This is a genomic window from Treponema socranskii subsp. socranskii VPI DR56BR1116 = ATCC 35536 (genome assembly GCF_000468115.1).
Classification (GTDB): Bacteria; Spirochaetota; Spirochaetia; order Treponematales; family Treponemataceae; genus Treponema_D; species Treponema_D socranskii.
Window position 1 is genome coordinate 22,968 of the sequence record NZ_AVQI01000013.1, and the last position, 12,213, is coordinate 35,180.

The 12,213-nt window shown below is 51.8% G+C and carries 13 protein-coding genes; 5 read left to right on the forward strand and 8 right to left on the reverse strand.

The annotated features are described in order from the left end of the window. The first annotated feature begins 14 nt into the window (after positions 1 to 14). On the forward strand, positions 15 to 1,481 hold the full coding sequence (rpoN, locus tag HMPREF0860_RS02095; RefSeq protein ID WP_021331115.1) for an RNA polymerase factor sigma-54: 1,467 nt from the start codon (positions 15 to 17) through the stop codon (positions 1,479 to 1,481). A gap of 336 nt (positions 1,482 to 1,817) precedes the next feature. Further along, the gene (locus HMPREF0860_RS02105) at positions 1,818 to 2,111 is read left to right on the forward strand and encodes an HPF/RaiA family ribosome-associated protein (protein ID WP_021331096.1); all 294 of its coding nucleotides are present in this window, start codon (positions 1,818 to 1,820) and stop codon (positions 2,109 to 2,111) included. Between the two features lie 230 nt (positions 2,112 to 2,341). Here HMPREF0860_RS02105 and HMPREF0860_RS02110 read toward each other — a convergent pair whose 3' ends face one another. The 7 genes from HMPREF0860_RS02110 to HMPREF0860_RS02140 form a co-directional block, all read right to left on the reverse strand. Continuing rightward, positions 2,342 to 3,604 carry a beta-ketoacyl-ACP synthase gene (locus HMPREF0860_RS02110; protein ID WP_021331093.1) on the reverse strand — a complete coding sequence of 421 codons (1,263 nt, stop codon included), beginning with the start codon at positions 3,602 to 3,604 and terminating at the stop codon, positions 2,342 to 2,344. Between the two features lie 64 nt (positions 3,605 to 3,668). Further along, the gene (gene fabG, locus HMPREF0860_RS02115) at positions 3,669 to 4,409 is read right to left on the reverse strand and encodes a 3-oxoacyl-ACP reductase FabG (RefSeq protein WP_021331105.1); all 741 of its coding nucleotides are present in this window, start codon (positions 4,407 to 4,409) and stop codon (positions 3,669 to 3,671) included. A 51-nt stretch (positions 4,410 to 4,460) separates the two neighbouring features. After that, positions 4,461 to 4,964, reverse strand: coding sequence for a hotdog family protein (locus HMPREF0860_RS02120; protein WP_021331136.1), 504 nt, complete (start codon positions 4,962 to 4,964; stop codon positions 4,461 to 4,463). A 61-nt stretch (positions 4,965 to 5,025) separates the two neighbouring features. Beyond that, a complete protein-coding gene (locus tag HMPREF0860_RS02125; protein ID WP_021331110.1) occupies positions 5,026 to 6,234 on the reverse strand; it encodes a beta-ketoacyl synthase N-terminal-like domain-containing protein in 1,209 nt (402 codons plus the stop codon). Then, on the reverse strand, positions 6,231 to 6,857 hold the full coding sequence (locus HMPREF0860_RS02130; RefSeq protein ID WP_021331139.1) for a DUF3261 domain-containing protein: 627 nt from the start codon (positions 6,855 to 6,857) through the stop codon (positions 6,231 to 6,233). Before HMPREF0860_RS02130 ends, HMPREF0860_RS02125 begins: the two co-directional genes overlap by 4 nt. Before the next feature lie 149 nt (positions 6,858 to 7,006). Continuing rightward, on the reverse strand, positions 7,007 to 7,846 hold the full coding sequence (gene murI, locus HMPREF0860_RS02135; RefSeq protein ID WP_021331097.1) for a glutamate racemase: 840 nt from the start codon (positions 7,844 to 7,846) through the stop codon (positions 7,007 to 7,009). Next, on the reverse strand, positions 7,843 to 8,046 hold the full coding sequence (locus HMPREF0860_RS02140; protein WP_231364426.1) for a hypothetical protein: 204 nt from the start codon (positions 8,044 to 8,046) through the stop codon (positions 7,843 to 7,845). Before HMPREF0860_RS02140 ends, murI begins: the two co-directional genes overlap by 4 nt. 134 nt (positions 8,047 to 8,180) lie before the next feature. On the opposite strand from HMPREF0860_RS02140, the gene HMPREF0860_RS02145 reads away from it, so the two are divergent. After that, entirely contained in the window at positions 8,181 to 8,846 is a 666-nt protein-coding gene (locus tag HMPREF0860_RS02145; protein WP_021331138.1) for a pentapeptide repeat-containing protein, read from the forward strand. Then, positions 8,843 to 9,397 (forward strand): MBL fold metallo-hydrolase, encoded by a 555-nt coding sequence (locus HMPREF0860_RS02150; RefSeq protein WP_021331128.1) that lies wholly within the window; start codon positions 8,843 to 8,845, stop codon positions 9,395 to 9,397. The genes HMPREF0860_RS02145 and HMPREF0860_RS02150 overlap by 4 nt, the downstream gene beginning before the upstream one ends. Positions 9,398 to 9,415: 18 nt before the next feature. Here the strand turns inward: HMPREF0860_RS02150 and HMPREF0860_RS13145 are convergent, their stop codons facing one another. Beyond that, positions 9,416 to 11,245, reverse strand: coding sequence for a hypothetical protein (locus tag HMPREF0860_RS13145; protein ID WP_021331132.1), 1,830 nt, complete (start codon positions 11,243 to 11,245; stop codon positions 9,416 to 9,418). Positions 11,246 to 11,290: 45 nt separating this feature from the next. Here HMPREF0860_RS13145 and HMPREF0860_RS02160 point away from each other — a divergent pair, with 45 nt between their 5' ends. Beyond that, positions 11,291 to 12,088: a hypothetical protein gene (locus tag HMPREF0860_RS02160; RefSeq protein WP_021331109.1), complete on the forward strand. Its 798-nt coding sequence runs from the start codon at positions 11,291 to 11,293 to the stop codon at positions 12,086 to 12,088. Positions 12,089 to 12,213 lie beyond the last annotated feature (125 nt).

A 12,213-nucleotide genomic window follows, 5' to 3' on the forward strand; every position in this document is an offset into this window, starting at 1 on the left:
GCTATACTTAAACTATGCCCGATCTTTTTTACGGACAAGTGCAGCAGACTTCTCAAGTGCAGCGGCAAGTGCTGTCGCAAAAACAGATACAGTCGCTGAAACTGCTCGCAATGAGCGGCGAAGATTTGAACGCCGAAATCCGCAAAGCGGTGAATGAAAATCCCGCACTCGAAATCGTACGCGATGATGCGGCGGTAACGGCCGCACCGCGCAGTTCATTTCCATACGAAAACACACGCACTTCCTACGCGTCCGCGGCGGGCAATGAAGCGGCACAAAAATTTCAGGATGCATACGAAAACGCCGCCGATACGCGCGAAACGCTGCAGGAACACCTTTTGTTTCAGCTGAACGTAATGAAACTTTCGCCCGATGAAAAATCGCTCGGAAAAGCGCTCATCGAAAACCTGAACGAAAACGGACGGCACATCCTCGCTCCCGCGTCACTGCTCGACAAATCGCGCCCCGCACAGAATACGGCTATGCTCGATAAAATGCTGCACATCATCCGGTGCATGGATCCCGAAGGCACGTGCTGCAACGACATGGAAGAGAGCCTCTACGTGCAGGCGCAAATCGCAGGCGACGCCCCGCCGCTCGCGCTTTTTATACTCGACGGACACATCGACGTGCTGTATTCGAACGACGCGACACCCGATATAGAGCGCATCAAACGAAAAATTATTAAATTGCAGGAAGCGTCGAAGCGCGAATCTTTCGGCGGCGAGAGGGCGATCGATTCGCTTGAGGTAAGTTCGGATGATGTGCAAAAAGCGATCGCGTTTATCTCGCGCTTGAATCCGTATCCCGCGCAGGGCTACGGCAAAGCGCCGACGCACTACATTTCGCCGGACATCTCGGTGACCGAAGCCGAGGGAGAAGTGCCGAACACGTCCGATGAAAATGAAATGTTCGTGGAAAATACGCACAAAAAGTATTTCCGCATAACGCTCGCAAAAGGCGCGATACCCGACGTTCGCATCGTTCCGGGTTTCAACGCGCAGCGCCATAAAGAGCTTAAAAAAAATATCAAAGCCGCAGAACAATTTTTGGACAACCTTGCATACCGTAAATCGCTCCTTTTGCAGTCGTGCGAAATCATCGTCAAAACACAGACCGGTTTTTTTTCATCGCACGGCAAAGGCTACCTCGAAGAGCTCACGCAAAGCGAAACGGCGCGTATACTCGGCGTCAACGAATCGACGGTATCGCGTATGGCGAACGAAAAATTCATGCAGACGCCGTGGGGACAGCTTTTTCCGCTGAAATATTTTTTTACGAATTCGCAGGACAAAGTAAAATTCGCGCTGCGTCAGCTTATCGAAAACCGCGCAAGCGGTAAAAAACCGCTGTCTGACAGAGAGCTCGTCGAAAAACTCGCCAGACAGGGCATACACGTCGCACGCCGCACCGTCGCAAAATACCGTGCACAGCTTGCGATCGGCTCGTCATACACACGCGGAAAAGCGCCGAAAAAATAGCGGTGCCGATCAAAAGGGGTGCACAGGCAGCCGGTACCGTTTTCATATATTCGAATGTTTTCAAAATTCGGTTTTCAGCGACTTCCTGTCGTATACGGTACGATCGACCTACGCCCGCGTGGAGTACCGCGAAGCGTCCGCGCCGGGGCGCGGATGAGGGTTACCGAAGTACGGAAGGCGGGTTCTTCCGATCCGCGTCGTCCGAAAGCATCGGCAATACGTATGCTGCCGTTATTTTTATTTTGCTTTTTCGCATATTCCGTTGTATACTATAAGGGCGGTACAAATGCCGCAGTCTGTGTTTCAGGCTTCAATACATACTGACAGGAGCGTTGCATGACAAAAAACGTATCGGCAGTCGGTTTCGATTTTGAAAAAAAACAGTCCGACATGATTGAAACAAAGTTGAAGCGCATCGCGTATGCCGAAGATTTGATCGTCGATTTTACCATGCGGGTAAAATACGACAAAGAGTATTCGTTCGACGCGACGTTCAATTTCCGCTGGGGCACGCAGGGACATGTGACGAGCAGAGATTACAGTTTCGATGCAGGCCTCAACAAACTTATGGACACCCTCGATACGAAGATAAAAAAAGAAAAAGACAAGATTCAAGATCACACGAAATAATAATCGGAGAAACAGGGAGCTGTCTCAAAAATTATTATCGTGTTTACGACAGCCCCCATCTCAGTACGGCGAATACGGCAAGCTTCTTACGCTTCCTTAAAATGCGGCATTGCAGGAAGTGTCAACTTTCGAAAATGCCGCATTGGTGCGCGTGCGCGCACGCGTATATCCGCAAGTTTTCAAAAGAAAACTCGAAGTTAAAAGCGCTGCGCTATTTCAGACATTCAGTTTTAACCTTCGATCTTTTTGAATACGAGCGACGTGTTCACGCCGCCGAACGCGAAGTTGTTCGACATAACACAGTCGCACGAGATTTCACGCCCCGCACCTTTGATGTAGTCGAGCGGCGCGCATTCGGGATCGTCGTTTGTAAGATTGCAGTTCGGATGGAACCAGCCTTCGTTCATCATATTGATCGTAAGCCACGCTTCCACGCAGCCGCACGCGCCGAGCGTATGGCCGATAAAGCTCTTCGTCGAAGAGATCGGCACTGCGCGATTGAACACCGAATACACCGCCTGCGATTCCGATATGTCGCCGTGGCTCGTCGCCGTGCCGTGTGCGTTGATGTACGCGATTTTGCTTTCGTCGATACCCGCGTCTTCAAGCGCCATCGAAAGCGCAAGCGCCTGCGTCGCAGCGTTCGGGCTTGTGATGTGCGTGCCGTCCGCGTTCGTCGCAAAGCCCGCGACTTCCGCATACATTTTCGCACCGCGCTTTACGGCGTGTTCCATATCTTCCAAAATCAGCGTACCCGCTCCTTCGCCGATAACAAGGCCGTCTCTGTCTTTGTCAAAGGGTTTCGGCGTCGCTTCGGGCGTTTTGTTGAGGATGCTCGTAGCGCCGAGCGTATCGAAAATTGCAGCGTCGGGAGGGGAAAGCTCTTCCGCACCGCCTGCAATCATGATCTCCGCCCTGCCGTCTTCGATCGCTTCATAGGCATAACCGATCGCCTGACTTCCCGACGTACACGCGGTATCGGTTACGATGATGCGCCCGCGGATTTGATAATAGACGCTCAAATTGCACGCGTTCGTCTGCGGCATCGCTTTGATATAGGTTTGCGAATCGAGCTTCGACGTGTCGCCCGTTTCCATCATGTCGGCGATATCCATAATCGCGTCCATGCTTCCCATACACGTACCGTACGAAATACCGGTGCGGCCGCTCTTCAATTCATCGATGACGTCTCCGTCGTCTTTTAACAATCCCGCCATCTTGAGTGCGTCTTCCGTCGAAACGAGCGAAAGCAGCGCGACGCGTCCCATACCGCGGATCTTTTTCCGCGGAAACGACGGAAGCGCTTCTTCATACGGGCACGCAAGGCGCGTGTTCATTTTTTCGTAGCGTTCCCAATCGCTCATATATTTGATGCAGTTTTTGCCGGACTGCAGCTTTGCAAAAGCCGTCTGCCAGTCGCGGCCGAGAGCGGTCAGCATACCGCCGCCGGTTACGACGACCCGCCGCTTTCCGTTCGGTTTTGTATACGTCATAGTTAACCTCACTTGTAATATCACGCCGCGTTTTCCCTGCGGCGAGATATTATTAATTAATAATTCAGTGGATGCCGCCGTCGACGGCGATCACTTGGCGCGTGATATACGATGCGCTTTCCGACAGCAAAAACACCGCGAGAGATGCGACTTCTTCGGGCTTTCCCGCCCTCGCCATCGGAATGGTCTGCATGATGATCTTTTTCGCTTCTTCGTTGATCGCGGCCGTCATATCCGTTTCGATAACGCCGGGAGCGATCGTGTTTACGGTAATGTGGCGGCTCGCAAGTTCGACGGCAAGCGCCTTTGCCGCTCCGATGATCCCCGCCTTCGACGCGCTGTAATTCGTCTGTCCGCGGTTTCCCATGATGCCGCTCACCGACGACACGGCGATGATGCGCCCCTTCTTTTTGCGCGCCATCGGCATGACAAGGGGCTGAATCACATTGAAAAAGCTGTCGAGATTCGTGCGGATCACCGCGTCCCAATCCTCTCCGGTCAATCCGACGAAAGTGTTGTCCCGCGTGATGCCCGCATTGCTCACGACGCCCCACAGCGCTCCGTGTTTTTCAGTGAGCGCATCGAGCTTCGCCTTGCAGTCCGCTCTGTCGGCGACGTTGAACTGTATGAGCTCGCCTTCTCCGCCGGAAGCCGTAATCAGCAAAAGGGTTTCTTCCGCTTTTTCTTTTCCGTGATTGTAGTGGCAAATAACATAGTAGCCAGCTTTCGCCGCTTCAACTGCGATCGCGCGGCCGATCCCGCCCGACGCTCCGGTAACGATTATTTTTTTCGCTTCATCCGCCATAAAAACTCCTCGTGATTTTCACCGCACCGTTTGCGGTAAATCGTTTATCGGTTATTCGTCTTTAAACAAATTCATAATATCTTCCGTTTCCATAACGGTGATCGTCGATGAAACGGCAGGCTCCCCGTCCGACGCCGATGCAAAAAGTTCGCAGTTATAGCTGTACGTCATTTCGGCGCGGTAGTCTTCTTTTATCTTCATCACGATCGTCGTGCCGCTTTTCAGATACGGAACGGCCGCTTTGAATTTGCTGACGCTTAAAATAAAACCGGGACGAGGATAACGGCCGAGCGTTTTATTCGTAATGCCCGTCAGCGCCGAAATGCCCTGCGCCATAAATTCGAAGCCCGCCCACGTCGGCACGCCGTCGGACGCAGCTTCGTAAAAGATACACTCCGGCGTAATATCGTATTCACTCGTAATCGTATGCGCTTCCGTGTCGTGCTGCGTTACGCGGCTGAGCAAAAACATCTTTCCCTTGTGCGGCAAGAGATCGATCAGCGCGTCGCGCTCGATGCGCTGCGGCAAATTTTCACGTATCGTTTCGCTTTCCATAGTTCTCCTGTTTTTCTATCCGTACACGCTGCACTGCGCGATCGCGGTTCACCGGACACAATCACGTCAAACCCAGCACTAAGCTCGCATTCGCACCGCCGAACGCAAAGGAATTCGACATACAGATTTTTACACGCCCGGTCCGCTTTGCACCGACGGCACCCGCAATATTCAAAGGCGGCAGATCCGGATCGTACTCGCCGTCCCATACGTGTTTCGGCAGTGCGATATCGTCTCCGGTTTTTTCCGCGTTTTGAACCAATGCAGTATAGCATATTGCAGCTTCCAATGCACCCGCCGCACCGAGCGTATGCCCCGTAAGCGGTTTCGTAGAACCGACGGAAACGGAGTGACCGGCAAACACTTCGGCGACGGCTTTCGCTTCCATCGCGTCGTTGAATTTCGTACCCGTTCCGTGCAGATTGATATAGTCGATTTGATCGGGCATGAGTTTCGCACGGGCGAGCGCCGCTTTCATTGCACGCGCGGCTCCCGCACCGGAAGGATCGGGGGACGTCATGTGATAGGCGTCCGCGCTTTCTCCCCAGCCGAAAAGCCGCACAAGTGCGCCCTCTTTCGGAGCATCCCTCGTCATAACGAAAAACGCCGCCCCTTCTCCGAGCGTGATGCCTTTCCGGTTTGCGCTGAGCGGATTCGTTATGTCCGGCGAAACGGCTTCGAGCGAATCGAAACCGAGAAGCACCGTATCGGATGCGACATCGACACCGCCTGCAATCACCGCGTCCGCAAGTCCGCTTTTTAACAATTCCGCAGCTTTGATAATCGCGCCGGCGCTCGACGAACACGCAGTGCTGAATGCGAGCGAGGGTCCGCATATGCCGTACTTTTCCGACACGTAAGTCGCCGCGTAATCCGCGCCCTGCACTTCAAGCGTATACCCTGCGGGAAAGGCTCCGTCCGCGATAAAAGCCGCGTGAGCAGGAAGCGAAAGCTCCGTACCGTTGTCGCACGAGCCGACACAGACGGCGACGCGAGAAGCGCCGTACGCCGAAAGCGCGCCCAATATTTCCCGCTCGATTTGTACGAGCGCCGCATCTTCGAGACGGATACATCGCATATCGAAGCGTGCCGCCGTTTTGCGCAAGACCCCGTCGTCCGCCCGACCGACAAAAAATTCTTTGCCGGAAAGAGCGCGTAGTTTTTTTATGCCCGATCGATCGCCTGCAACACACGAGCGCCACAATTCATCGACCGAAGAACCCGCCGCACACACGACGCCGGGCTTTGAAAGATACACCGGATCCGTCACAACGCCTCCGTGAGATGATATTCATAGCCGCGGAGATGGTTGATGATGCTCACCGAAGAAGATGTAATCGATATCTCTTCGATGCATTTTTTGCCGCTCATAATCCTGCGCAATTCCATGCCGTCGTCCTTCGTAACGATAAAATCGAGCCCCGCACGGCGCAGCGATTCGGCGACCGCGCCCGCATCGTAATAGGCGAATTGAATATCCGCGACGATATACTGCGCTTTGAGAGAGGCCGGCAGCACCGACGACGCAAGCGAAAGTTCATTGCCCGTATACGTAAGCGTGCCCATATCCGAACCGAAATCATTCAGCAGATTAATAAAAATGCCGCCCTCGTTCGCCTGTATAAACGCCTGCATATAAAAGGACGAAGTGCCGAAACTCGCGGTAAACATATACAGGGCGTCGATCGGAAAAGCGATATCTCGGGGCGAAAGAAGATCGACGACGCGCGTATTCGTCACGTGCACCGGATAACGCAAGGAGCGCGTTGTCACCGAAACGCAGGAAGCGAAAACGATAATCATCGAACTCAAAACCGCAGCACACATTGCCTTTTCGGCCGTGTGCATACCTAAACGCGATTTTCCCGCCGCGCACATTTTTTGCGTAATCATGTTCGCTATTGTAAATTGTATGGCGTGCTTTGTCAAACTCATTCGGACACTCATAAAACACCGTCTTGAATCGAAAAAGACTTCGGCGCGGTATCGTGGAAACTGTCGATTTTTTAATACATCGGTACGCGGATACAAACGGTGCCGCTTCAGGCAAGTATGCCGCCGAAGGGTATCGAAAGCATTTTGCAAAACGCCTGATAATACGCTTTCGCTTTATCGTCCGAAACGCCGGTAACGAAAAACGATTCGTCCGGCACATCCGAAAGAAAATCGGCGGCAGCAGTGAGAATATTTCCGCTTTTTTCTTTTTTCGAATTAATAAAATCGCCGTGCACTTCGATCGCATGGCGCGCAACGCCGTCGCGAGAATCGACGACGCTTACGTTTTTTCCCGCAGCCTTTTGCATGATATCCGCAAGATGCGTAAAATGCGTGCAGCCGAGCACAATCGTGTCGCAGCCCTTTTCCGCAAAATAGCCGACCGCGGGCATAACCGCCTCAATCTTTTCGTGTTCGTCGGCGGTAACAAACTTCCGTTCGATAAACGAAACGAGAGCTGCATCTCCGCGCGAATAGATCGTACAGCCGGATGCGAAACCTTTTTCAAGCTCGCGTATGTATGCGTCGCGCACGGTCGCATTCGTCGCAAGCAAGCCTATTTTTTTATTTTTCGTCACCGAGGCGGCGAGCTTTATCGCAGGCACCGTACCGATAAACGGAACGAAGGGAAAGCGTTCGCGAAGTGAAGCGAGAGCCGACACGGAAATGGTATTGCATGCGACGACGATCGTTTCCGGCCGCCACACATCGATGATGCGCGAAACGGCGGCAGTCGCGTATTCGATTATTTCGGGAACGGTTTTTTCCCCGTACGGAAAATGCACGGTATCGGCAAGGTAGGCGCAGGTTGCGTCGGGGGCGAGCCGTTTGAGTCGGAGCATATACGGAATACCGCCGGTACCCGAATCCAAAAATGCAAAATTCATAATACGATACCGCCGAATAAACTGTTGAACGCGTCGCGCGCTTTTGCCGCTTTGTCGTCGCCGGATACAAAATCGGCGCGCGGTGAAAACGCTGCACAAAAGTTCGCCTTCTCTTTGTCGGCGACAAGCTCTTCCACGTTTTCTCGGCAATCGTAATGCGCGCCCGGCGAATAAAACGTACAGTTGCGGCAGACATGCAAATCGGCTCCACAAAATTCACATACCGACGTTCTGAATATTTTTTCGGAACTGCATATCGTGCGCTTGCACTTCCAACACATATAATCGATTGTAATCGTTTGACTAAACAAACGCAATAGCGTACGATAAAATCATGTTTACGCTGAACAAGTGTCTCGTTCACTCGTGCAAAAATCTTTCGCTTTCCGTTTTCGATGAAACGAACGGCATGACTGAAAAGCGGGGATACTGTCTCAATCATACGCCGGATCCCGGACGCACAAAAGAAGCGATTTACGATTATATTAAAAAGCATGACGTCATAGTCGGCTTAAACACCGCAGGCATTATGTTCCGCGATATCGATTTATCGAACAAGCGATTTTACGGCTGTAATTTTCAATACTGCACATTCAGCGATCTGCGCTCGGAAGGCTTGCGCGCCAAACTGTGCATGTTCGATTTTGCGACGTTCGGCGACTGCACGCTCGCCGGTTCCACTATGCAGTTTACGTCGTTCGCCTGCTGTACGTTTTCGCACACGATATTCACCGGCAGCGATATGGTGCAGAACAATTTCAACGGTGTACAGGCCTTTCAATCTTCGTTCGACGATTCCGATCTTTACAATTCGCGCTTTATCGGTGCGCACCTCGTCGACACATCGCTTCGAAATTGCAATATTAAAAATACGCTTTTTCTCGAATGCACGTGTGAAAACGTTTCGATGAAAATGTCGAATACGCGGGAAGCCGTTTTCGACCGCAAGGGCAGCGAACTCTTTCAGGGAATCGAACCGATAAGCAGGGGCGCCGTATGAAAATATATTTTCATCTCAATATCGGCGGATTTTCAAACTGCTATATCATCGAAAACGAATTGACTAAAGAAGCGATCATCATCGATCCCGGAAAAATTACGGACGATATCATCAAACGCATTGAAGACGAATCGTACAAACTCGCGGGTGTCTTTATCACGCACAATCACGGAAGCCACGTCCACGGCCTAAAGACGCTGCGCAAAATATACAAGCCCGCCGTCTATGCAGCCGATTGGGAAGTCGCCGGAAACGACACGCACGTCATCACGGGCGACGGCAAAATCCGCATCGCGGGCCTTACGGTGCGCTATATGGCGCTGCCCGGTCACACCGCCGATTCCATGATCTACAAAATCGGAAACATTCTCTTTACCGGTGACAGCCTCTCTGCGGGAAAAATCGGAAGCACGAACAGCAGCTATTCCGATTTCGTACTCCGCCGAAACATCGAACAAAAAATACTGTCGGAAAACGACACGACCGTCATCATGCCGGGACACGGGCCGCCGACCTGCGTCGGTGCCGAACGCCGATCGCTGAACCGGTGAACGCCGTTCAAGCGGGGATCAGCGGATGAGCCACACGCGGCCGCACGAAAGCCCCCAGTTGTCGAACGCGTATTCGTCGAATACTTTCGCCGCATCTTCAAACGGAATACCGTGCGTTTGGCGCACGTGCTCGGAGAGCGCGGGAATCGCTTTTTGCACCGACGCCCGATTCGCAAGGTTTACGAAATACGCGGCTGTAGACGCAACGTCCTGCTGCATGATATACGCCATAAATTCGTTGTGCACGAGATATTCATCGTTCAAATCGTAATTGAGCGTCGGCTGCGAATGCCAATAGCCCGTCAAAAAATCACGCGAAATTTCGTCCATCGTGTAAAAAACGGCCGCCGTCGCGTTGCGGAAATTTTCATCGGTAAAAAAAATACCGTGCCATCCTTCGTGCGCAATAAAGCGGCTGCGGAGCCACTCGGGCGATTCCTGCGAAATCGAAATAACCGCTCCCTTCCCCGCCGTATACACCGCTCCGTCGTCGGCGATCACACCGTTTGCAAGAAGGATATCGCGCAAAAGCAGCTCTCGCCCGTTGAGCGGAAAATGTTCCGCACGGACTTTTGTAAAAAACGATGCAAGAGAAGAGGCGTTGTAATCGTGCGCGTTATAGCCATGCATCGTTTCAAGGACATCGTCGACGAGGAGTCTGCCGCGGTAGCCCATCTTTTCTGAAAAAAACGCGAGCCGCTTAAAAAAATCGTTTTGCACCGCAAAGTCTTTCGTATCGATGATGAGCACGCCGGGAAATCTGTCCCATTCGAAGAGCTCGTAATCGCCCGTGCGCCACTTCGCTCGCGGCCACGAAATGATTAAGCCCGGATCCGTAATAAACGGCGCAAAAATTTTTCCGTCCGTATTCAATTCGTTTTTGACGTCGTTCCTCGTCATCATGAGGACGGGAGGTGTGTCTCTGTGATCGACAGAAGAAACCGTCGAAAACGGATTTGCAAGGGAAGAGGTCTGTATATCGTACGCGTAGACTTTTTTTGCGCCGCCGGATGCGCGCACTTTATTCGTACGATATATTATTAACTTTTCACCGCCCGCATTCAGCTCCGCCTTTACCGAATTTTGCGCCGTACCCCAATCGTCCGGGGCGTAAAATGCCGCAACGATTTTCGGCATCACGGCGGTATCCGTATTCTGCGACGGAAAGGCAAGCGACGCGCCGGAAAAATCCGCTTCGGCGGGCGTCTCATCCATGACGCCTCCGTTCGGCGCAAAAGCAAAGAGCGGTACGGAAACGCTTTTATCCCAGCCTATCGCCCCTCTTCGAATTTCCGCACGGATAATCGATGAAGGGACGGCCGCATACACGAAAAAACCGTGCGGCACATTTTTGCCGTTTTTCATTTCATCTTTTTCAAACGAAAACGCGAGAGCGAATTCGGAAAGCTCTTTTACGCGCAGACTTGCAAGCGGTCGTTTTTCGATTTCCTTTTGCAGCCTGCCTCGAACCGTAAAATCGTCGGCAAATAAAAAACCGAGCATAAACGCTTTATCTGCACTTGACGCCGCCTCATGCGAAACCCGTATGCGCACCGAAAGCGCGGCATCGCCCCGGCGTCCAATATACGAATCGACAAGATGCTGCTGCTCTTCCGTAAACCGATAATATGCGTAACCCGCCTGCGCCTTTTTTGATTTTGCGTTTGCATTCAAAGCCGCAAGCTTCGACTCCGGCACTTTCAACTCTTCCGGAAAGATGAGCGAAAGCGGAGCAGTTTTCGACAGATATTTTTTGGCAAGCAAACCGATATCGAACGCGAGCACCAGCGTAAGCACGCCCAAAAGAATCTTTTGCTTTATTGTTAATTTTTTTAAAAAAGAAACCATCGGGCAATACTACATTTTTTTTATAAAAATAGCTATACTGAGGTCATGTTCGCCGTTATTCCCCACTCGACGGAAGCGCTCATCCTGTCACGCTCGCAAAAAGCATCTCTTTCACGCCTTAATGCCGAAGCGGGAAAGCCTTGCTGGGTTCCGCTCTTTCCGCTGTGGGCGTTTTTTAATAATTTCGATTACCCCGCGGCTGAAAGCGATACGATCATGCAAACAGGCGGCAATGTGAATACGGCACTCGACGCGACGCAGCTGAAAACGATACGAAATACGATCGCGTCCTTTACGATCGGTATACCCTCTGTTTCAAACGGCGAATTTTTTTTCCCGGCAAGATTGCGCTTTCGAAACGGGGAAGCCGCCTGCGGAAAAATAATCGCCGGGAAACTATGCGGCGAGCAACAAACAGACGATACGAAAAGAGCCGCGCCCGACAACTTTAACGCGGATAACGGCATCGGCTCGTCGCGCAGCGCTCAAAATAAAAAAGATGCTACAGAGGAAGATTTGTCGCAAACCGTCAAAAAAACGAACGAAGAGACAAGCTCACCCCGCGCTGCCGAAAATGGACAAAATTCATTCGCCCGCTTCCCGCGCTCTTGCAGCGTGTTCAGAATTGCGGAGGCGGAGATCGGCGAGAGCAAAGCCGCAAACGATGAAAATGCAGCCGACAAGATCGCCGACAAATACACAGAAGACACATCCGCGAATACCGACGATACGGACGGCATAGAGCTTCGTACGTGGCGCGTACACACGTCGCTTTGGGTAAAAACGGAAAAACGATATAGAAAAACCGCAAATGACGCTTCAAACACAAGTTATAGAAATTAATAATAATTTGAAAATAGTGAAAATTTTGTCCTGCATATACCGAGTAATATGATTATTAATTTAATATCGGTATGCACAGAGTTTTATATACGAGATTAGTTATTGTACGCGACGCACCGTTAAAG

Bases quoted from the DNA above. Each gene is read 5' to 3' on its own strand.
- fabG (WP_021331105.1), bottom strand. From the start codon at position 4,409: ATGGCGGATGAAGCGAAAAAAATAATCGTTACCGGAGCGTCGGGCGGG.
- HMPREF0860_RS02160 (WP_021331109.1), top strand. From the start codon at position 11,291: ATGTTCGCCGTTATTCCCCACTCGACGGAAGCGCTCATCCTGTCACGC.
- HMPREF0860_RS13145 (WP_021331132.1), bottom strand. From the start codon at position 11,245: ATGGTTTCTTTTTTAAAAAAATTAACAATAAAGCAAAAGATTCTTTTG.
- HMPREF0860_RS02150 (WP_021331128.1), top strand. From the start codon at position 8,843: ATGAAAATATATTTTCATCTCAATATCGGCGGATTTTCAAACTGCTAT.
- rpoN (WP_021331115.1), top strand. From the start codon at position 15: ATGCCCGATCTTTTTTACGGACAAGTGCAGCAGACTTCTCAAGTGCAG.
- HMPREF0860_RS02105 (WP_021331096.1), top strand. From the start codon at position 1,818: ATGACAAAAAACGTATCGGCAGTCGGTTTCGATTTTGAAAAAAAACAG.
- HMPREF0860_RS02110 (WP_021331093.1), bottom strand. From the start codon at position 3,604: ATGACGTATACAAAACCGAACGGAAAGCGGCGGGTCGTCGTAACCGGC.
- HMPREF0860_RS02145 (WP_021331138.1), top strand. From the start codon at position 8,181: ATGTTTACGCTGAACAAGTGTCTCGTTCACTCGTGCAAAAATCTTTCG.
- murI (WP_021331097.1), bottom strand. From the start codon at position 7,846: ATGAATTTTGCATTTTTGGATTCGGGTACCGGCGGTATTCCGTATATG.
- HMPREF0860_RS02130 (WP_021331139.1), bottom strand. From the start codon at position 6,857: ATGATTACGCAAAAAATGTGCGCGGCGGGAAAATCGCGTTTAGGTATG.
- HMPREF0860_RS02120 (WP_021331136.1), bottom strand. From the start codon at position 4,964: ATGGAAAGCGAAACGATACGTGAAAATTTGCCGCAGCGCATCGAGCGC.